The organism is Phyllobacterium chamaecytisi, from assembly GCF_020164455.1.
Lineage (GTDB): Bacteria > Pseudomonadota > Alphaproteobacteria > Rhizobiales > Rhizobiaceae > Phyllobacterium > Phyllobacterium chamaecytisi.
This window is the reverse complement of record NZ_JAIQWW010000007.1, coordinates 292,004-311,793: the sequence shown is the minus strand read 5'-3', so window position 1 is coordinate 311,793 and position 19,790 is coordinate 292,004. Positions and strand designations below refer to the sequence as shown.

At 55.5% G+C, this 19,790-nt stretch carries 19 protein-coding genes; 10 read left to right on the top strand and 9 right to left on the bottom strand.

Going from position 1 to position 19,790, the window contains the following annotated elements:
* Window positions 1-672 precede the first annotated feature (672 nt).
* Genes LB462_RS13830 through LB462_RS13820 form a run of 3 tightly spaced genes read left to right on the top strand, consistent with a single transcriptional unit; the run spans window position 673 to window position 3,177 of the window.
* A complete protein-coding gene (locus LB462_RS13830) occupies window positions 673-1,713 on the top strand; it encodes a methionine ABC transporter ATP-binding protein (protein ID WP_224508787.1) in 1,041 nt (346 codons plus the stop codon).
* A complete protein-coding gene (locus LB462_RS13825) occupies window positions 1,703-2,368 on the top strand; it encodes a methionine ABC transporter permease (protein WP_224508734.1) in 666 nt (221 codons plus the stop codon). Before LB462_RS13830 ends, LB462_RS13825 begins: the two co-directional genes overlap by 11 nt.
* Window positions 2,369-2,397: 29 nt before the next feature.
* On the top strand, window positions 2,398-3,177 hold the full coding sequence (locus tag LB462_RS13820) for a MetQ/NlpA family ABC transporter substrate-binding protein (protein ID WP_224508785.1): 780 nt from the start codon (window positions 2,398-2,400) through the stop codon (window positions 3,175-3,177).
* 59 nt (window positions 3,178-3,236) lie between these two features.
* On the opposite strand, the gene LB462_RS13815 is transcribed toward LB462_RS13820, so the two are convergent.
* The 9 genes from LB462_RS13815 to LB462_RS13775 form a co-directional block, all read right to left on the bottom strand.
* Entirely contained in the window at window positions 3,237-4,307 is a 1,071-nt protein-coding gene (locus tag LB462_RS13815) for a sn-glycerol-3-phosphate import ATP-binding protein UgpC (protein ID WP_224508733.1), read from the bottom strand.
* A 7-nt stretch (window positions 4,308-4,314) separates the two neighbouring features.
* The gene (ugpE, locus tag LB462_RS13810; RefSeq protein ID WP_224508732.1) at window positions 4,315-5,163 is read right to left on the bottom strand and encodes a sn-glycerol-3-phosphate ABC transporter permease UgpE; all 849 of its coding nucleotides are present in this window, start codon (window positions 5,161-5,163) and stop codon (window positions 4,315-4,317) included.
* A 9-nt stretch (window positions 5,164-5,172) separates the two neighbouring features.
* A complete protein-coding gene (gene ugpA / locus LB462_RS13805) occupies window positions 5,173-6,063 on the bottom strand; it encodes a sn-glycerol-3-phosphate ABC transporter permease UgpA (RefSeq protein ID WP_114432340.1) in 891 nt (296 codons plus the stop codon).
* Window positions 6,064-6,128: 65 nt separating this feature from the next.
* Window positions 6,129-7,439 (bottom strand): sn-glycerol-3-phosphate ABC transporter substrate-binding protein UgpB, encoded by a 1,311-nt coding sequence (ugpB, locus tag LB462_RS13800; RefSeq protein WP_224508731.1) that lies wholly within the window; start codon window positions 7,437-7,439, stop codon window positions 6,129-6,131.
* A 153-nt stretch (window positions 7,440-7,592) separates the two neighbouring features.
* Complete coding sequence (gene pncA, locus LB462_RS13795; RefSeq protein ID WP_224508730.1) at window positions 7,593-8,192, bottom strand: bifunctional nicotinamidase/pyrazinamidase; 600 nt, start codon at window positions 8,190-8,192, stop codon at window positions 7,593-7,595.
* Window positions 8,193-8,244: 52 nt separating this feature from the next.
* The gene (gene nagA, locus LB462_RS13790; RefSeq protein WP_224508728.1) at window positions 8,245-9,405 is read right to left on the bottom strand and encodes an N-acetylglucosamine-6-phosphate deacetylase; all 1,161 of its coding nucleotides are present in this window, start codon (window positions 9,403-9,405) and stop codon (window positions 8,245-8,247) included.
* Window positions 9,402-10,412, bottom strand: coding sequence for an SIS domain-containing protein (locus LB462_RS13785; protein WP_224508783.1), 1,011 nt, complete (start codon window positions 10,410-10,412; stop codon window positions 9,402-9,404). Before LB462_RS13785 ends, nagA begins: the two co-directional genes overlap by 4 nt.
* A 17-nt stretch (window positions 10,413-10,429) precedes the next feature.
* Entirely contained in the window at window positions 10,430-11,218 is a 789-nt protein-coding gene (locus LB462_RS13780; protein WP_224508726.1) for a GntR family transcriptional regulator, read from the bottom strand.
* On the bottom strand, window positions 11,211-12,098 hold the full coding sequence (locus LB462_RS13775; RefSeq protein WP_224508724.1) for a glucosamine kinase nucleotide-binding domain-containing protein: 888 nt from the start codon (window positions 12,096-12,098) through the stop codon (window positions 11,211-11,213). Before LB462_RS13775 ends, LB462_RS13780 begins: the two co-directional genes overlap by 8 nt.
* A 199-nt stretch (window positions 12,099-12,297) precedes the next feature.
* Between LB462_RS13775 and LB462_RS13770 the strand changes: the two genes are divergently transcribed.
* The 7 genes from LB462_RS13770 (at window position 12,298) to mgrA (ending at window position 19,764) form a co-directional block, all read left to right on the top strand.
* Complete coding sequence (locus LB462_RS13770) at window positions 12,298-13,209, top strand: N-acetylmuramic acid 6-phosphate etherase (protein WP_224508722.1); 912 nt, start codon at window positions 12,298-12,300, stop codon at window positions 13,207-13,209.
* A gap of 54 nt (window positions 13,210-13,263) precedes the next feature.
* On the top strand, window positions 13,264-14,523 hold the full coding sequence (locus tag LB462_RS13765) for an ABC transporter substrate-binding protein (protein ID WP_224508719.1): 1,260 nt from the start codon (window positions 13,264-13,266) through the stop codon (window positions 14,521-14,523).
* Window positions 14,524-14,672: 149 nt separating this feature from the next.
* Window positions 14,673-15,623: a carbohydrate ABC transporter permease gene (locus LB462_RS13760; RefSeq protein ID WP_224508718.1), complete on the top strand. Its 951-nt coding sequence runs from the start codon at window positions 14,673-14,675 to the stop codon at window positions 15,621-15,623.
* A 12-nt stretch (window positions 15,624-15,635) separates the two neighbouring features.
* Window positions 15,636-16,475, top strand: a complete 840-nt coding sequence (locus tag LB462_RS13755) for a carbohydrate ABC transporter permease (RefSeq protein WP_112531782.1) — start codon at window positions 15,636-15,638, stop codon at window positions 16,473-16,475.
* Complete coding sequence (locus LB462_RS13750; RefSeq protein ID WP_224508781.1) at window positions 16,475-17,533, top strand: Gfo/Idh/MocA family protein; 1,059 nt, start codon at window positions 16,475-16,477, stop codon at window positions 17,531-17,533. The genes LB462_RS13755 and LB462_RS13750 overlap by 1 nt, the downstream gene beginning before the upstream one ends.
* A gap of 28 nt (window positions 17,534-17,561) precedes the next feature.
* Complete coding sequence (locus tag LB462_RS13745) at window positions 17,562-18,563, top strand: ABC transporter ATP-binding protein (protein WP_224508716.1); 1,002 nt, start codon at window positions 17,562-17,564, stop codon at window positions 18,561-18,563.
* A gap of 154 nt (window positions 18,564-18,717) precedes the next feature.
* Entirely contained in the window at window positions 18,718-19,764 is a 1,047-nt protein-coding gene (gene mgrA / locus LB462_RS13740; RefSeq protein ID WP_224508714.1) for an L-glyceraldehyde 3-phosphate reductase, read from the top strand.
* The last annotated feature ends 26 nt before the right edge of the window (window positions 19,765-19,790 follow it).

Genomic DNA, 19,790 nt, shown 5'->3' with positions numbered 1-19,790 from the left:
TTAGTTTTTTTACGTTCGGCATTGGTTAATATACTTAGCATTTTTTCTATTAGTTACCAATGTCTTTATGTCCCAGTGTCGCACTGTGGTTAAGATGAAATTTTATGACTACAGGGTATTAGTGCAGGAAAATACCGAATATTTCTTTAGACGAAAGTATATCTTTAATCTGTACGATAAAATCAAAAGTAATATTTCTAAAGTGATTTTTTTCTATTCAAATGTATTCCGTCGATCAATCTACTCGATTTGCTACGCAGTCAAGTAAGTAGTTCTTTAGAATTAGCTCTTATCGGCCAAATTTCAAGCACTCAGAGTCGAAATTTTCCCCTGTATGAAGGGTACAGAGCCGATGTGCTGACCGATGCGGCGGTTTTGGAAAGACATTCCCGCAATTGATACAAATATGAAACCGGCTGCGTGTCGTCGGGCGATAACATTGCGTATCGTCATCTCTGCCGAGGCCTTCCGGCCACCCAAGATGTCTCAAACAGAGCTGAAAATGTTGATGCCTGTCGTCAAGGTCTATCGAAACGCGAAGATGGTCTGTATAGACCGCCCTCAAAAGGCAACAGGGCGGACGTGCGAGCTCCGCAAATGAACATGGCAGTTTTGAGAAATACGGCAACGAGTACGCCGCAAGTGCTTCCAGGCAATGACGCGCCCAATCCCATGGTCGTATTCGAAGGCGTTGCCAAGCGCTTTGCGGCAGGGAATACCGGCGCCGAAGTGGTGGCATTGAACGATATAGACCTCGTCGTGCCGCGTGGATCGGTAACCGGGATCATTGGCCGTTCGGGGGCGGGCAAGTCGACGCTGATCCGGCTCGTCAACGGGCTCGAGAAGCCGAGTTCTGGCCGCATCCTCGTTGATGGCGTGGACATCGCCGGATTGGACGAGAAGAATCTACGCCCTGTGCGCCGCTCGATCGGCATGATCTTCCAGCATTTCAATTTGCTCTCCTCGCGTACTGCCTTCGGCAATGTTGCACTGCCTCTGGAAATTGCCGGCATGGGCACGCAGGACATCGAAAAGCGCGTGGCGCCCTTGCTTGATCTGGTCGGCCTTTCCGACAAGCGCGACCGTTATCCTTCCGAGCTTTCGGGCGGCCAAAAACAGCGCATCGGCATCGCGCGCGCTTTGGCAACCGAACCAAAGCTGCTGCTCTCCGATGAGGCGACATCGGCCCTGGATCCAGAAACCACGCGCTCGATCCTTGCCCTGCTCCGGAAGATCAACAAGGAGCTCGGTCTGACCGTGCTTCTGATTACCCATGAGATGGAAGTGGTGAAGGCCATCGCCGACCATGTGGCAGTGATTGATGGTGGCCGCATCGTCGAACAAGGCCCGACATTCGACGTGTTCACCGGGCATGTGCACGAAACCACCAAGGCGCTTCTCGGTGGCCTCGCAGGCATGCATTTGCCGGAGTTCTTGACTAGCCGGATGTCGCAGCTACCGGAGCCCGGCTCCCGGACTATTCTTCGTGTCATATTCAAGGGTGAAAATGCCACGGAACCGATGTTGGCGCGGCTTGGAAGCGATCTTGGCATCGAGGTCAATATCATGGCCGGAGCAGTCGACGAAATCGCGGGGCGTCCTTTCGGCATGCTGGTGGTTTCCCTGCGTTCCGATGAAGCGAAAATTGCCGAAGCCCGGCAGTTCCTTGCCAATCACGGCCTTTCATCGGAGGTGGTCGGCTATGTCCGCTGATATCATTGCTCTCATCGTCAAGGCGACGGGCCAGACATTGTATATGGTCGCGGTCGCTGGACTGATCGGTTCATTGCTGGGTATTCCGCTCGGCGTGTTTCTGGCGACGAGCGGGCGAGGCGAGCTTTTCGCGGCGCCTTGGGTCAACAAGGTGCTTGGCGCCATCGTCAACGCCACACGTTCGACGCCGTTCATCATTCTGGTCGTTGCCATCATCCCGTTCACCCGGATCGTTGCAGGCACATCAATAGGAACCACTGCTGCGATAGTGCCGTTGACGATTGCGACAATCCCCTTCGTTGCTCGTCTGGTCGAGACGGCAATTCGTGAGGTCGATCCTGGTCTGACGGAAGCAGCGCGCGCAATGGGTGCAAGCCCGATGCAGATCGTCTTCAAGGTGCTGCTTGCCGAGGCGCGGCCCGGAATTACCTCTGCACTGACCCTGACGATCGTCAGCCTGATTGGTTATGCGGCAATGGTTGGCGCGATTGGCGGCGGCGGTCTCGGCGACCTTGGCATCCGCTACGGCTATCAACGCTTCATGCCCGATGTCATGGCCGTCGTCGTTGTGGTGTTGATCGTGCTCGTTCAACTTGTCCAGAGCGCCGGTGACCGGTTGGCGCGGCAATTCGACAAGCGCAGCCGTCCTCGTTGAATTTATTGTAAAAGCAGGAGAATGAAATGTTGAAGAAAATACTTGGTGTAGCAGCCTTGGCGGCGATCCTCGGCGCGACTGGTGCGCTGGCCGAAACGATCAAGATCGGGGTTACGCCGGGCGAGCATGCGCAGATTCTCGAAAAGGTCGCGGAAGTCGCCAAGCCAAAGGGCCTAGATATCCAGATCCTCGAGTTCTCTGATTACGTGGTACCAAACCAGGCGTTGAATGATGGCGAGCTCGATGCAAATTCTTTCCAGCACAAACCTTACCTCGACAATCAGATCGCCGACCGGAAATTCGACATCGTCGATGTGGCCTATACCGTCAATTTTCCGATGGGCGTCTATTCCAAAAAAGTGAAGAGTTTCGACGAGTTAGCGGATGGGGCTACGATTGCGATTCCGAATGATCCGACCAATGGCGGCCGTGCCCTGCTCATTCTCGCCGATAAGGGTGCGATCAAGCTGAAGGACGGTGCCGGCCTGAAGGTCACGCCTGCCGACATCACCGAAAACAAGAAGAACTTCAAGTTCGTTGAACTCGATGCCGCCCAGCTACCGCGTTCGATTGATGACGTCGATGCCGCAGCAATCAATACAAACTACGCGCTTGAGGCCGGGCTTGATCCCATGAACGGTACGATCCTGAAGGAAGGTGAAAAGGCTCCATACGTCAATCTCATCGCTGTCCGTACTGCTGACAAGGACAAGCCCTGGGTGAAGACACTCATTGAATCTTACCATTCGGATCCAGTGAAGCAGTTCATTCTCGACAAGTACAAGGGTGCGGCCGTCCCAAGCTGGTAAATGCCAGCAAGCGAACGCCATCGCAATGCGAGGTGTAAGAAACAGCGGGCGGCGATCGACTAGATTCGCTTGCCGTCCGCGCCGAACAGATGCAGTTTTTGTTTCGGGATAATGACGCGCAATTGATCATCGGTGTTCGATGTTGACCGCCCTGGAACGCGCACGACAACCCTTTCTCCGCCGATGGTGCCATACACATAGCTTTCGGCGCCGACCGGCTCTACACCCTGAACCTTGAGATCAAGCGCCAGTCCGCCGATATGCGTATCGGTGCCAGCGGACACCTCAAGATCTTCTGGACGGAAGCCGATCAAGGATCCCGTCGCTGGAATGGATAGCCCCTCTGCACCGATGCGTGTGCCATCCTTCAGAACCAGTCCCGAATGGTCGGCCGTGACCGGCACAAGGTTCATGGGCGGCGCGCCAATGAAGCTTGCGACAAAGGTGCTGGCCGGTTTCTCGTAGATATCGAGCGGTGCGCCGATTTGTTCTACGGAACCGGCGTTCATGACGACAAGGATATCGGCGAGCGTCATGGCTTCAAGCTGGTCATGGGTAACATAGACGCTGGTCACACCCAGTTGCCGCTGCAGGTTCTTGATTTCAACACGCATTTGCCCACGAAGCTTGGCATCGAGGTTGGAGAGCGGCTCATCGAAAAGGAACACTTTCGGGCTGCGGACAATGGCACGGCCCATGGCCACGCGCTGACGCTGACCGCCCGAAAGTTCCTTCGGACGACGTTCCAGAAGCTGAGTCAATTCAAGGATTTGAGCCGCGTCTTTTACACGTTTGTCGATCTGATCCTTTGGCATACCCCGGTTGCGCAGGCCATAGGCCATGTTGTCGTAGACCTTCATATGCGGGTAGAGCGCATAGTTCTGGAATACCATTGCGATGTCGCGCTCGGCAGGTCCGAGTTCATTGACCACCTTGTTGTCGATTTTAACTGTGCCGTCGGTGATAGACTCCAGACCCGCGATCATACGCAGCAAGGTGGACTTTCCGCAGCCGGATGGACCGACCAGCACGCACAGGGCGCCATCTTCGATGGCAATGTTGATGCCTTTGACCGCTTCGACGGAGCTACTATAAACCTTGCGAACATTGGTCAATTCTACATTTGCCATATCGGTATCATTTCTCCGTTTCGACCAAACCGCGCACGAACCAGCGTTGCATGAGAACGACAACGACGATTGGGGGCAGTATGGCGAGAATGCAGGTCACCATCACCAAGTGCCATTCGGTATCGGCATCGGCGAAGGAAATCATCTTGCGCAGACCAATGACGATGGTCGACATGTCGTTGCGGTTTGTCATCAAGAGCGGCCAGAGATACTGCGTCCATCCATAAATGAAGAGGATCACGAACAAGGCCGCGATGTTGGTCTTGGATAGCGGCAGCAGGATATCCTTGAAGAATCGCCATGGTCCTGCGCCATCGACGCGGGCAGCTTCGACAAGTTCGCCGGGGATGGTCATGAAGAACTGCCGAAACAACAGCGTGGCGGTTGCAGACGCCATGAGCGGCAGGATCAACCCCGTATAGGTATCGATCAGACCAAGGTCGACCATGATCTTGTAGGTTGGCAGGATGCGAACCTCGACCGGTAGCATCAGGGTTATGAAAATGAGCCAAAAGAAGACCATGCGCCCGGGAAAACGGAAGAAGACGATCGCGTAGGCAGAAAGGATCGAGATACAGATCTTTCCGATGGCAATGCCGAGCGCCATCACCAGCGTGTTAAACAGGAGCCGATCTACGCCCACACCGCCGATACGGCCTACGCCTCCGAAGAGCGCTGCGGAATAGTTCTCCCAGAAGTGTCCCCCTGGCAGCAATGATAGGGGTGGGCGCAATATTTCCTGGAGCGTTTGCGTCGAGGCGACGAAGGTGTAGTAGATCGGGAAGGCCACGATCAATATACCGATGATCAATATCACATGGGCGATCAGACGGCCGACAGGATTGTTCTGAATCATGATCTATCCTCAGCCGTAGTGCACTTTGCGCTCGACATAGCGGAACTGAATAGCCGTCAAGCCGATAACAATGATCATCAGGATTACCGACTGAGCGGCGGAGTCACCCAGGATGAGGTTGACGAAGCCGTCATTGTAGACCTTGTAGACGAGCGTCTCCGTAGCTTTGCCGGGGCCGCCCCCCGTGACCGCGTGGATGATGCCGAACGTGTCGAAAAAGGCATAGACCGTGTTGACGACGAGCAGGAAGAAGGTCGTCGGAGCCAGTAGCGGAAAAACGATGGTCCAGAAGCGCTTCGTTTCGCCTGCGCCATCAATGGCTGCCGCTTCGATCAGCGATTTGGGGATCGACTGCAGACCGGCGACGAAAAACAGGAAATTGTAGCTGATCTGCTTCCACGCTGCGGCTGAGACGATGAGCACCATTGCCTGATCGCCGTTGAGCAGTGGGTCCCAATTATAGCCTGTCGAGCGGAAGAGATAGGCAAGCGTTCCCATCGATGGATTGAACAGAAAAAGCCAAAGCATGCCGGCGATTGCCGGTGCGACCGCATAGGGCCAGATCAAAAGCGTTCTGTAGATGCCTTTGCCGCGGATAACCTTATCCGCCATGACGGCTAACAGAAGGGCAAGCGCCATCGCGATGAGCGCTGTGGCTACAGAGAATATAACCGTGACCTGAAGCGAGTTCAGATAGTTTGGATCTCCGAGGACGCGCCGGAAATTATCCAGACCGACAAATTGCGTCGACAGCCCGAAGGGATCTTCGCGCAAGACGGATTGATAGATCGCTTGCGATGCGGGCCAATAGAAGAATATTGCGGTGATGGCGAGTTGCGGTGCCAGCAGCAGATAGGGCAAAAACTTGTTTGGAAAAGTGACGCGCGTTGACGATGCCATGAATGCCTCGTTTTGAAATAGCCCCGTCCGTAGATTGCGGACGAGGCTGTCACATGAAATGAAGATTATTGGCCGATTGCCTGTTTTATCGCAGCGTTGCCACGCTTGACGGCGTTATCCAGAGCCTGCTGGGCAGTCTGTTTACCCGAAAGCATGTTTTCGAACTCTTCGTTCTGGATGTCGCGAACCTGGGGCAAGTTGACGAGGCGGACACCCTTTGAGTTCTCAGTCGGTGCCTTGCCCATCATCTGCTGGATCGGCGTTTCGCGACCGGGATTCTTGTCGTAGAAGCCGGACTTCTTGGTTTCTTCATAGGCGGCCAACGTTACCGGCAAATAGCCCGACACCTGATGCAGGCGCGCCTGAATTTCGGTCTTGGAGAGGAAGTTGAAGAAGGCTGCGACGCCCTTGTATTGCTCGTCGCTCTTGCCCGCAAAAACCCAGAGGCTGGCGCCGCCTGGGATCGTATTCTGCGGAGCATCTTTAGACTCAGGGTCATAGGGCAACGGACCTGTTCCGTAGTTCATACCTGATTTGATCACGTCACCGAGCCCGCCCGATGAATCGTTGTAGATGCCGCATTCGCCGGAAAGGAAGAGCGGTTTGGCTTCGGACGTACGACCTCCGTAACGGAAAGTACCATCCTTTGCGAGATCGGCGAGTTCCTGGAAATGCTTGACGTAAATTGGCGCATTGATCTTCAACTCGACATCGACGCCGCCGATACCGTTTTCATTCGACCCCCAGGGCAGGTTGTTCCAGGCGGCGAAGTTTTCCGTGTGGATCCAGGTCAGCCAGGCCGAGGTATATCCGCATTTGGCTGCGCCGCTTGTCTTGATCTTCTTCGCAGCGTCCCAGACTTCCGGCCACGTCTTGGGTGGTTTGTTTTCGTCGAGTCCGGCCTTCTTGAAGATGTCCTTGTTGTAGTAGAGGATCGGCGAGGAACTGTTATACGGGAAGGACAGCATCGTGCCGTCGGGCTTGGAATAATAGGCGACAATTCCAGGCAAATAGAGGCTCTTGTCAAACTTGGCGCCGCCCATCGAAAGAATGTCGGCGACCGGCTTGATCGCACCCTCGGCGGCCATCATCACGCCGGTGCCCGCATCAAATACCTGGATGATGTCCGGCGCCTGCTTGGCGCGGAAGGCGGCAATGCCGGCATTCAGCGTTTCAGGATACGTGCCCTTGAACACCGGAACCACCTTGTAGTCGCTTTGGCTTTCATTGAATTCCTTGGAAAGCGTGTTGACGACCTCGTTATTGGCGCCAGTCATCGCATGCCACCAGCTGATCTCGGTGACGGCGAAAGACGAGGTGGATGAGGCGAGGACAATGCCGAGAGCAAGGCTCAGTGAAGTGCCGCGAAAAGTCATGTGAATCTCCCATACACATAAGGCGTCATCTGAAGTGCGCTTGAGGGCAGTATCGTCATTATGTGACAGGGAAACAACAGTTTTATGACTGGAAGCTCATACCTTGGTTCAAGGCTGTGGAAAAATGCTCAGCTGTTCACTTTGAGAGGCCCGTTAAACGAGCACAACGCCAGCCTCGCGCATTTTTGTCATCATGGTGACGAGTGAGCCGCCAAGATCGATCCCGCGACAAGCATCTAGCAGCACTTCGGCGGTGAATCCGTGCGCGATAGCGTCGAGCGCGGAATATGCGACACAATAGTCAGTCGCGAGACCTGCGAAAGTCACATTGGTAATGCCACGCTCGCGCAAATAACCGGCAAGTCCCGTAGGGGTCTTGCGGTCGTTTTCGTAGAAAGTCGAATAGCTGTCGATATGCGGATGAAAACCTTTGCGGACCACCAACTCGGCTTTTGTCCAGATCAGATCCGGATGAAATTCTGAGCCTGCCGATCCCTGGATACAATGATCGGGCCAGAGGACCTGCTCACCATAGGGCATCATGATTGTTTCGAACGGCGCCTTGCCGGGATGTGACGATGCAAAACTTGAGTGCCCGGGTGTGTGCCAGTCCTGGGTAAGGACGACGCGATCGAAACGCTGCATGAGCTTGTTAATGATCGGGACGATCTCATGCCCGCCATCGACTCCTAACGCCCCGCCAGGACAGAAGTCATTCTGCACATCGACGACGATCAGCGCGTCCTTGGCCATCTCGATTCTCCAGTAAGGTGAAGACTCTAGTATGACCAGCCGAACTGTTCCGTCAACGTGCGTAGTGCGAGTCGCCACCGATCCAGACATGATTGACATCGAGCTTCTCGTCGAGATGCACGATATTGGCGATATAGCCCGGCGCTAGGCGTCCATAGTGGTGATCGATACGAATACTCTGGGCTGGGTAGAGCGATGCCATACGCAGTGCCTCATCGAGAGACAGACCGAGCTCGCGATGCACGAAACGAACGGCCGAGATCATATCGAGATCAGCACCGGCCAGTGTCCCGTCGTCCAGTGTCAAACGTCCACCGGCACGTGTGATCCTGCGTCCGTTCAACGTGAAAGTTGTAATATCGGTGCCTATCGTGGACATTGCGTCGGTAACGAGAAATATCTTCGCCGGACCCTGCTTGGCACGCAGTGCGATGGCCATTGAGGCTTTGTCGACATGAAAGCCGTCGGCGATCAACCCCGCGGACAGTTCACCTGATTCAAGCACCGCGCCAACCACGCCGGGACTGCGATGGCCGAGCTGGCTCATCGCATTGAACAGGTGTGTCACCATAGTTGCACCCGCATCCTTGGCTGCCAGCGCGACTTCATAGGATGCGCCGCTATGGCCGAGGCTGACGATCACCCCGGCATCGACCATCGCCCGGATCTTTTCAGCCGATACCGTTTCCGGTGCGACTGTGGTCAGCAGAACCGGCAATTCCTGCACGGCTTCGATGATGGCAAGGAGATCAGCGTCGTCCATCGGCCGGATCAGCTTCGGGTCGTGCGTGCCCTTGTGTGTCAAGGACAGATGCGGACCTTCAAGATGCAAGCCGATAAATCCGGCCACTTTCTCTTGCGCCGCGGCCTTGCCTGCAGCGATGGCCGCCGCAGTTATTTCCGGCGTATCGGTAATCAACGTTGGCAGCAAGGCAGTCGTGCCGAAGGCGAAATGCGCATCGCATATGGTGCGGATTGCATCGATGCTTGGACCGTCGTTGAGGAGTACGCCACCGCCCCCATTGACCTGTACATCGATGAAGCCCGGTACAAGCTTACCGCCCTTCAATTCGACCCGGCGGACGTCACCGGGCAAATCCGACAACGGCGTGATACTCTTGATCACATCGCCATCGACAACCAGGCCTGAATCGGCGTGCCAGCTTTCGCCGTCGAATATCTCGGCGCCAGTAAGGGTATAGATAGTGCTCATAGGGTTTCAGTCACTTTTCGTAAGTGCGGCGGTTCATCCGGGTTCAATCCACGGCTGCGGGCAAAGCCTTCCACGAAAGAGTAGAAGGAGACAAGCAGTGCCAGTGGGTCAGTCAGCGGGTGGGACGTAGCCACGAAGGGCAGGGCCGTAGCATGTGATGGTTTGGACGATGTGAGGAACACCGCAGCGCCCTGGTCGGCCAGGCGATTGGCAGCATCCACGAGCGAATCTTCGGCTGCGTCGCGTGCGGCGAGCACGAGAATCGGGAAGCCTTCGCCGACAATAGCCTTTGGCCCGTGCATGACTTCGGCAGCACTGAAGGCTTCCGCATGAACCGCACTTGTTTCCTTGAATTTCAGCGCCATTTCATTGGCGATTGCCAGAGATGGTCCGCGTCCAAGAACAAACAGCGAGTTTTCGTCGGTCACTGCGCCCGCGAAGGCTGACCAGTCACAGGCGACGGCCTTGGCGAGCGCGGCTGGAAGATCATCGATTGCGGCGAGCAACTTGTTGTCTTCGGTCCAATGTCCGATCAGCGCGAGACCGGCAACAGCCGAGCTAATGAACGACTTTGTGGCGGCGACGCTGCGCTCTGGTCCGGCCAGGATGTCGATAGCAAAGTCGCTGGCATGTGCGAGGTCAGACTTGATGACATTGGTGATGGCGATCGTCAGTGCACCGCTTTCACGGGCGGCGTTTGTCATGCTGACTATGTCTGGACTCTTGCCAGACTGTGAGATGGATAGTGTCGCAGCAGAGCCAAGTTTAAGCTTCACGCCATAGATCGATGCGACGGAGGGCCCGAGCGAAGCAACGGGAATACCGGCAGTGAGCTCGCTCGAATACTTCAGGAAGGCACTGACATGATCCGACGAGCCACGAGCAATCGACGCAAGGAAGGGCGGGTTCTTTTCGCGCAACTTCGCACCGGCTGCAGCAAGCGTTGCGCGGGAGGCGTCAAGAAACTTCGCTGTCACATCGGGAATTGAGAGTATTTCTTCCCGCATGAGGGTCGTTCTGGTATTCACAGCACTGCTCCTGAAATTTCCGAAGACTCGCCGAGCTTCAGTTCGGCGACAAATTCATAGGCGTCGGCACGGTAGATCGATCGGGTAAATTCGATAACCTTTCCGGATTCGAGGTAGGATATCCGCTCGATATTCAAGCTGGCGGAACCCGCCGGAACCTGGAGCAGTTTAGCATCATTCTCTTTCAAAATGGCCGCAGAAATGCGCTGTATCGCCCTGACCGGACGATTGCCGCTCTCCGCCAGCACCGCATAGAGCGATAAAGTGACAAGTTCCGGATTTGGCAGCACATGAATCGACAAGGCGGCACGTTCGATTGCCATGGGCGTGTCATTGGCCACGCGCAATCGGCTGATCCGCGCCACCTTTTCGCCGGATGACAGTCCGAGCGTCACCATTTCTTCAGGGGAAGGCGCATAGACGCCGCGGTCGAGCCAAGTCGAGCGGACAATCATCCCGCGCCGTGCCATATCTTCAGTGAAGGATGTGAGATGCGACAAGGATTGTTCGACGCGTGCGGAACGCGGTGCCACAAATGTGCCAGAACCATGCCGCTGGACGAGCAGGCCGTCATTGACGAGACCCTGGACGGCTTTGCGAACAGTTACGCGCGAGATCTCCGCCATCGCAGCAAGTTCTCGCTCCGGAGGCAATGCATCTCCAGGTAGAAGTTTTCCTTCACGAACGGCATTTTCGATCAGCCGCTGCAATTTCACGTAAAGCGGACCACCGACAGCAGAGCTGTCGTTGAGCGAAGGCAGAATATCGATCAAACCATCACCCATTGCTAACCTCCGCCGATGACGAAGCGAAATTGCGTGCTGCCAGTTGGACTGCGCCTGTCAGAGCGTCATTCAACGGTGCTTGCAGTATTGCCCGATAGCGAGGTGAAAGGCGCGGACCATAAAAAGCACCAAGACCACCCAATAGGGAAAGACGCATAGGGGCTGGAGACATGATGGCGTCGAGCCCTTCCTCGATTTGGCCAATGGTCTTGTCCAAAAGAGCAACGGCGACTTTGTCATCTTTCGACGCATACTCGAAGACGGTTGGCGCAAACGTGCCGAAATCACTCGGTGTCGCCGAATGGGCGAATTGGACTATCCGATGCGGATTGCCTCCGAACCGTTCCATAACTGCCGCTGTCATCGGCGAGCTAGGATGAAATTTGTCATAGGCGAGCAATGTTTCTTCGAGCAGGTCCCGACCAAGCCGCGCACCCCCACCGAGATCGCTAACCTTGAAGCCCCAGCCGCCGGCAAAACGAATGTCATTGCCGAGCCGGGTAACATAGGCGGAACCAGTGCCGAGGATCACCACGGTACCATCATGATCACCAAGTGCCCCCTGGAGCGCGATCACGCCGTCTGAATAAACAAGCGATTTTTGAAACGGCAGCATAGCTTCCAGCTTTGCACCATTGCCGCCGACATTGGCGCCGGCGAGGCCGAGGACCGCGAAGACCCTTTTGGTCTGGCCAGCGTCGATTCCAGCCTTTTTGAATGCTGCTTCAGTTGCATCGAGAATGTTCAGACGTGCTGTATTCATGTCGGTCATGATATTGGCCGAACCACTCTTGCCAGTGCCTAAAACATTGCCGCTCAGATCAGCCAATGCCGCCCTGCAACCTGTGCCGCCACCATCAATTCCAAGGAGATAAGTCACGTTCAATCGTCCTCCAGCATTCAGAATACCAATAAAATACCAATAGCCAAGCGTTAATTTATATCTCGTCGGGATTTTCTCAATATCTTTGAAATCATTGAATAAAATCTATTGTCCTAAATGATCGCGTAAATTTTTTAAGGAATTGCTGGACAAGTGGTATTTTTTTGGCATTAATTATCGGAACGAGGAGTGAGCAGTGGCACTAACCCGCACCGAGCAGCGCAACGAGAACGCATTGGGACTGGACGAGAAGTCGCCAGAAGATGTTTTGCGGTTGCTGCATGAAGCGCAGCTTGAAGCTGCCGCTTCGGTTGCGCGCGCCATGAATTCCATCGCACGAGCCTCCCTGCTTGCTGCCGACACGCTCGCGTCGGGTGGGCGTCTCGCTTATGCAGCCGCGGGCAGTTCAGGGCTGATGGCCATGGCGGACGCGCTGGAAATACCCGGTACTTACGGCATTGCTCCCGACCGTGTCGTCATTCTGCTTGCTGGCGGTGTCGCCAGTCTTAGCCGGTTGGCCGGCACTTACGAAGATGATGTGAGCCAGGCCTCAAGCGACATTGCGGCGGCAGGGTTGATGGCTGATGATTGCCTGATCGCGATTTCCGCCAGCGGCACAACGCCTTATGCACTCGCCGCAATCGACGAAGCGAAGGAGCGCGGTCTCAAGATCATTTCGATCGCCAATAATCCCGACGTTCCGATGTTTGAAAAGGCGGACGTAGCAATTGCGCTGGAAACACCGGCGGAAATGGTGGCGGGCTCAACGCGAATGGGGGCGGGCACCGCGCAGAAAATCGCGCTCAATCTGTTGTCCACTTTGATGGCCATCCGGCTTGGTCACGTGCATGACGGGTACATGGTCAATCTCGTCGCGGACAATATCAAACTACGCGAGCGCGCAGCGCGCATCGTATCGGCGATCAGCGCCTGCGATATGAGCGACGCAGCAAAATTGCTCGAAGCCAGTGGTGGCTCGGTCAAGTCAGCGATCCTGCTCGCCGCTGGAGCGACAAGCGCTGAAAATGCATCAAACCTTCTCGAAAGCAATCAACAGAGGCTTCGCCCGGCGCTTTCGGAACTCAAAGAGAGTCATGGTTCTCGCTAGGAACCGGGGCTCTTATTAACGGCACTGCTCAAAAGGGTGCAACAGGAGACTAAAATGGGAAGCACGACTTTAAAAACATTGCTTATGGCGACAAGCATTCTGGCTACGGCCGGTTTTGCCCATGCCGCCGATACCACGCTGACGCTCGAAAGCTGGCGTACCGACGATCTGGCCGTCTGGCAGGAAAAGCTCATTCCGGCTTTCGAAGCCAAGAACCCTGGCATCAAAGTCAAGTTCGCTCCGACGCCTCCGACGGAATATGATGCTGCTCTTGGTGCGCGCTTCGATGCGGGCAGTGCCGGCGACATCATTACTTGCCGTCCTTTCGACAAATCGCTGGAGCAGTTCAAGCGCGGCAATCTGGCGAGCCTGAATGATCTTCCGGGCATGAAGAACTTCTCGGACGTAGCAAAGTCCGCCTGGACGACCGACGATGGCAAGGACACGTTCTGCGTGCCAATGGCTTCGGTTATTCACGGCTTCATCTACAACAAGGACGCCTTCGACAAGCTCGGTATTGCTATTCCGACCACGGAAGCCGAGTTTTTCGCCGCGCTCGACAAGATCAAGGCCGATGGTACCTATATTCCGATGGCCATGGGTACAAAGGATCTCTGGGAAGCCGCGACTATGGGTTACCAGAATATCGGACCGACCTACTGGAAAGGCGAAGAAGGCCGCGCCAAGCTGATCAAGGGCGAAGAGAAGCTGACCGACGCTGATTGGGTCGAGCCCTATAAGGTTCTTCTCAAGTGGAAGGATTATCTCGGCGATGGTTTCGAAGCCCAAACCTATCCGGACAGCCAAAATCTGTTCACTCTCGGACGTGCTGCGATTTACCCAGCCGGCTCGTGGGAAATCGGTTTGTTCAATACACAGGCCCAGTTCAAGATGGGAGCATTCCCGCCGCCTGTGAAGAATGCCGGTGACGCCTGCTACATTTCCGACCACAACGACATCGGTGTTGGTCTCAATGCCAAAAGTGGCCACGCAGAAGAAGCCAAGAAGTTCCTGGAATGGGTTGCTTCGCCGGAATTTGCAGAGATCTACGCCAACGCGCTGCCAGGATTCTTCAGCCTGAATTCAACACCGGTGAAGATGCAGGATCCGCTGGCACAGGAATTCGTCTCATGGCGCGAGAAGTGCAAACCGACAATCCGCTCGACCTACCAGATCCTGTCGCGCGGTACGCCAAACCTCGAGAACGAAACCTGGGTTGAATCGGCTAACGTCATCAACGGCACCGACACACCGGAAGCTGCAGCCAAGAAGTTGCAGGATGGTCTCGACAGCTGGTACAAGCCTGCCAAGTAAGTGATTGATAGCCGGGGCGTTCGGATGATCGTCCCGGCTATTTCTTTATCTCAGCGCAAGGTACGCTGTTGCGCTATCATTGCTAAAAACGGCAGTCGCAGGCCGCTTTCCTTGCGGCCAAAAATCATAAGCAGGGGTCTTAGTTTTCAATGAGCACAGTCGCAGAAGTATCGATCGATCGAGCTGAGGACAGACACCGCCGGCGCTGGCACATTCTGGTGTTTTTGGCGCCCGCCTTGCTCGTCTACACGGCTGTGATGATCCTGCCGCTCATCGAAACGCTGCGACTTTCCCTGTTCAACGTCAAAGACAACCAGAGCATCTTCGTCGGCTTCGCCAATTTCCAGGTGCTCTTCGGCGATCCGCGTTGGGCCGCCAGTTTCTGGAATGCGCTCCGCAACAACTTCGTTTTCTTCCTGATCCACATGCTGGTGCAGAACCCCATCGGTGTGGCACTTGCCGCGCTGCTGTCCGTGCCGAAGCTGCGCTTTGGTGCCTTCTATCGCACAGCGATGTTCCTGCCGACGCTTCTATCCTTCGTGATCGTCGGCTTTATCTGGAAGCTCATCCTGTCGCCAATATGGGGCGTTTCGCCTTTCCTGCTCGATCTGGTTGGGTTGAAATCTCTCTTTTCGCCATGGCTAGGTAAGCCGGGTAGTGCGCTGATCGCCGTGTCGCTGATCTCGGTCTGGCAATATGTCGGCATTCCGATGATGCTGATCTATGCGGCAATGCTCAACATTCCCGAAGAAGTTCTTGAAGCGGCCGAATGCGATGGCGTGACCGGATGGAGCCAGTTCTGGAAGATCAAGCTGCCGCTAATCCTGCCATCCATCGGCATTATCTCCATTCTGACTTTCGTCGGCAATTTCAATGCGTTCGATCTGGTTTATACGGTGCAGGGTGCACTCGCCGGACCGGACGGCGCGACGGATATTCTCGGTACTTTACTTTACCGCACCTTCTTCGGTTTCCAGTTGCAGATTGGCGACAAATCCATGGGCGCGACGATCGCGACGGTGATGTTCCTCATCATCCTGTCAGGCGTCTGCCTCTACCTTTTCGCGATCCAGCGGCGTATGCGCCGCTACCAGTTCTAGGAGCAGCGATCCATGGCAAAGCCAACAGCATCGCCCGTCCGCACCGGTCTCGTCCATCTGGCGCTCATCATCTATACGCTGATCGCGCTGTTTCCGGTGTTCCTGACCGTCATCAATTCCTTCAAGGACCGGAGTTCGATCTTCCGTGATCCACTGGGTCTGCCAACGCCGTCGACGTTCAGTCTCATCGGCTATCAGACGGTTCTTGGACAGGGGGATTTCGTTCTGTATTTCCAGAACAGCTTCATCGTAACCGGCGTTTCGATCTTCTTCGTCCTGCTGTTCGGAGCAATGGCGGCCTTTGCGCTGTCGGAGTATCGCTTCCGCGGCAATACCCTGATGGGCCTTTACCTCGCGCTCGGCATCATGATCCCGATCCGTTTGGGAACGGTGGCCATTTTGCAAGGCATGGTTGCTGCGGGATTGGTCAACACGCTCACCGCGCTCATCCTTGTTTACACCGCTCAGGGTCTGCCGCTCGCGGTCTTCATTCTCACTGAATTCATGCAAACCGTTTCGGATGATCTGAAGAATGCCGGACGCATTGACGGCCTGTCGGAATATTCGATCTTCTTCCGTCTGGTGCTGCCGCTGGTGAGGCCCGCGATGGCGACAGTTGCCGTCTTTACAATGATCCCGATCTGGAACGATCTGTGGTTCCCGCTTATCCTTGCCCCGAGCGATGCCACCAAGACCGTGACGCTCGGCTCGCAGGTGTTCATCGGGCAGTTCGTCACCAACTGGAATGCGGTGCTGGCCGCGCTGACACTGGCTATTGTTCCGGTCCTCGTTCTCTATCTTATCTTCTCGCGGCAGTTGATCCGCGGCATCACTTCGGGAGCGGTCAAATGATGGCTCAAAAGCCAGTGCGGGTTCTTGTGGCGGGGCTCGGCAATATGGGCCGCAGCCATGCGCTCGCCTATCACCTCAATCCCGGTTTCGAGATCGTCGGGCTGGTCAATCGCTCTGTCGTGCCCCTGCCGGAAGAGCTTGGCGCCTACACGATCCACCCCTCCTTCGACAGGGCACTCGCCGAGTTGAAGCCTGACCTCGCTTCCATCAACACATATTCTGACAGCCATGCAGCCTATGCGATTGCCGCCATGGAAGCGGGCGCGGATGTCTTCGTCGAAAAGCCGTTGGCTACGACGGTGGCCGATGCGGAGCGGGTCGTTGCTGCCGCCAGGAAACATGGGCGCAAGCTCGTGATAGGCTACATTCTGCGCCACCATCCGTCGTGGATGCGGCTTATCGAAGAAGCCCGCAAGCTGGGCGGTCCTTACGTTTTCCGCATGAACCTCAATCAGCAGTCGAGTGGGGCTACCTGGGAAACGCACAAGTCGTTGATGAAGACCACGTCGCCCATCGTCGATTGCGGCGTTCATTATCTCGATGTGATGCTGCAGATCACCGACGCCAAGCCGGTTCAGGTGCGCGGTATGGGTGTACGTCTCACCGATGAGATCGACCCGAACATGTACAATTACGGCCACCTGCAAGTGCTGTTCGATGACAACACCGTTGGCTGGTACGAGGCCGGGTGGGGCCCGATGATGTCGGAGACGGCGTTCTTCGTTAAGGATGTGATTTCGCCTAACGGTTGCGTCTCGATCGTCATGGACCAAAACGCCAAATCGGATGACATCGACTCTCACACCAAAACTTCGACTATTCGTCTGCACTCGGCAAAGCTTGGACCGGATGGCCGCTTCGCAAAGCCCGACGAGCTTTTGAGTATGGCTGGCGAACCTGGACATCAGGAGCTCTGCGATCTGGAGCAGGCGTTTGTCCTCAAAGCTATCCACGAAGATCTCGACCTCGACCGGCATATGCAGGACGCCGTACGTTCGCTCAGCGTCTGCCTGGCAGCAGATGAAAGCGTGCGGACCGGTCAACCAGTTAATCTATGAATTTGAATCAAGAAACGGGAACAAGACATTGGGTTCTTTGAAAATTGAAAATATCCGCAAGTCCTTCGGTCAGGTCGATGTGCTGAAAGGCATTGACCTTGAGGTCAAGGATGGCGAGTTCGTGATTTTTGTCGGGCCGTCCGGTTGCGGCAAATCCACATTGCTGAGGGTAATTGCAGGGCTTGAGGATGCCACTTCAGGCGACATATTGATCGACGGCAAAAAGGTGAACAACACGCCGCCTGCGAAACGCGGCATTGCCATGGTTTTCCAGACCTATGCGCTTTATCCTCATCTTTCGGTGCGCGACAACATGGGTCTCGGCCTGAAGCAGGCAGGTAAACCAGCCTACGAAATCAAGGAGCGCATCGGGATCGCCTCGAACATGCTGTCGCTCGGTGATTATCTCGAACGCCGTCCGGCGGAATTGTCCGGTGGCCAGCGCCAGCGCGTCGCCATTGGACGTGCCATCGTTCGCGAGCCGCAATTGTTTCTTTTCGACGAACCGTTGTCGAATCTCGACGCTGCGCTACGTGTCAACACGCGTATCGAGATCGCGCGTCTGCACCGGCAACTCAAGGCAACCATGATCTATGTGACACATGATCAGGTCGAGGCGATGACACTTGCCGACAAGATTGTAGTGTTGAACCGAGGCAGGATTGAACAGGTTGGCTCACCGATGGCGCTCTATAATTCGCCGCAGACAGTCTTTGTCGCCGGTTTTATCGGGTCGCCGCAAATGAACCTGATCGATGCAACCAAGCTCGGCCAGAGCGGTGCGAAAACCATCGGCATCCGTCCAGAGCACATTCAGGTCAGCAAGACATCCGGCGAATGGAAAGGCTCTGTGATCCATGTCGAACATCTTGGCGCGGATACAATCATTTACCTCCAGACTGATTTCGGCCCACTGACCGTTCGCCTCTTTGGCGAGCACAATTACGATGTGGATGGCGTGCTCTATGCCACTCCGGATGCGGGCCGGACCTACCGGTTTGACAATGAAGGCCAAGTCATCAAAGCCTGAGGCACGTGGCAAATGGCAACCCTCTTCGTCGGGTGATCTGCGACACCACGCGCCAATTCATGTCATGACATCACCATGCGTATGGGGCATAGTCCGGCGCGCGTGGAGTCGCCTCCCGCGGCAATAATGTATGGACAAGAGCAGGACGAATACCATGAGCTGGACACCGGACTCCAAGCGCTACGACACCATGAAATACAACCGTTGCGGCAGGAGCGGACTCAAGCTGCCGGCCATTTCTCTTGGGCTTTGGCACAATTTTGGCAACGACACCCCACACAACGTCAAGCAGGCGATCTGCCGTCAAGCCTTTGACCTCGGCATCACGCATTTCGATCTTGCCAATAATTATGGTCCGCCTCCCGGTTCTGCGGAAGAAGCATTCGGCGACATTTTACGCAATGACTTCAAAGGTTATCGCGATGAGCTGATCATCTCCTCCAAAGCGGGCTACAACATGTGGCCCGGGCCTTATGGCGAATGGGGCAGCCGCAAATATGTTATCGCCAGCTGTGATCAGAGCTTGAAGCGGCTGGGCCTCGACTATGTCGACATTTTCTATTCGCATCGTTTTGATCCCGATACGCCGCTCGAAGAAACGATGATGGCGCTGGATCAAATCGTGCGGTCCGGCCGGGCCCAGTATATTGGCATTTCATCCTACAACTCCCACCGCACGCGCGAGGCGGCAGCTATTCTCGAAGAGCTTGGCACGCCATGCCTCATCCATCAGCCAAGTTATTCGATGATCAATCGCTGGATCGAGGAAGACGGATTAATCGACGCGCTGGAAGATCTCGGCATCGGTTCCATCGTATTCTCGCCATTGGCGCAAGGAATGCTGACCGACAAATATCTCAAGGGAGTGCCCGAAGAGAGCCGTGCGGCACAGGGCAAGTCGCTTAATCCGGATTTTCTCAACGAGCGCAACATCGACAACATTCGTGCACTCAATGAGATCGCTTCAAAACGCGGCCAGACACTCGCGCAAATGGCAATCGCGTGGGTTCTGAGGAAGGGTCGCATCACCACCGCTCTGATCGGCGCCAGCAAGCCGCAGCAGGTGATCGATTGCGTCAAGTCGCTCGACAATCTTGCATTCACAGATGCCGAGCTTGCCGAGATCGATAGCTATGCAACCGATGCGAACGTCAATCTTTGGGCTGCCTCGGCTGAACGCAAGGGGCCGTCACGCAAGTAAAGCACCCTCAAAGCAACCTTGAAATT

Bases quoted from the DNA above. Each gene is read 5' to 3' on its own strand.
- LB462_RS13830 (WP_224508787.1), top strand. From the start codon at position 673: ATGGTCGTATTCGAAGGCGTTGCCAAGCGCTTTGCGGCAGGGAATACC.
- LB462_RS13825 (WP_224508734.1), top strand. From the start codon at position 1,703: ATGTCCGCTGATATCATTGCTCTCATCGTCAAGGCGACGGGCCAGACA.
- LB462_RS13815 (WP_224508733.1), bottom strand. From the start codon at position 4,307: ATGGCAAATGTAGAATTGACCAATGTTCGCAAGGTTTATAGTAGCTCC.
- ugpE (WP_224508732.1), bottom strand. From the start codon at position 5,163: ATGATTCAGAACAATCCTGTCGGCCGTCTGATCGCCCATGTGATATTG.
- ugpA (WP_114432340.1), bottom strand. From the start codon at position 6,063: ATGGCATCGTCAACGCGCGTCACTTTTCCAAACAAGTTTTTGCCCTAT.
- ugpB (WP_224508731.1), bottom strand. From the start codon at position 7,439: ATGACTTTTCGCGGCACTTCACTGAGCCTTGCTCTCGGCATTGTCCTC.
- pncA (WP_224508730.1), bottom strand. From the start codon at position 8,192: ATGGCCAAGGACGCGCTGATCGTCGTCGATGTGCAGAATGACTTCTGT.
- nagA (WP_224508728.1), bottom strand. From the start codon at position 9,405: ATGAGCACTATCTATACCCTTACTGGCGCCGAGATATTCGACGGCGAA.
- LB462_RS13785 (WP_224508783.1), bottom strand. From the start codon at position 10,412: ATGCGGGAAGAAATACTCTCAATTCCCGATGTGACAGCGAAGTTTCTT.
- LB462_RS13780 (WP_224508726.1), bottom strand. From the start codon at position 11,218: ATGGGTGATGGTTTGATCGATATTCTGCCTTCGCTCAACGACAGCTCT.
- LB462_RS13765 (WP_224508719.1), top strand. From the start codon at position 13,264: ATGGGAAGCACGACTTTAAAAACATTGCTTATGGCGACAAGCATTCTG.
- LB462_RS13760 (WP_224508718.1), top strand. From the start codon at position 14,673: ATGAGCACAGTCGCAGAAGTATCGATCGATCGAGCTGAGGACAGACAC.
- LB462_RS13755 (WP_112531782.1), top strand. From the start codon at position 15,636: ATGGCAAAGCCAACAGCATCGCCCGTCCGCACCGGTCTCGTCCATCTG.
- LB462_RS13750 (WP_224508781.1), top strand. From the start codon at position 16,475: ATGGCTCAAAAGCCAGTGCGGGTTCTTGTGGCGGGGCTCGGCAATATG.
- mgrA (WP_224508714.1), top strand. From the start codon at position 18,718: ATGAGCTGGACACCGGACTCCAAGCGCTACGACACCATGAAATACAAC.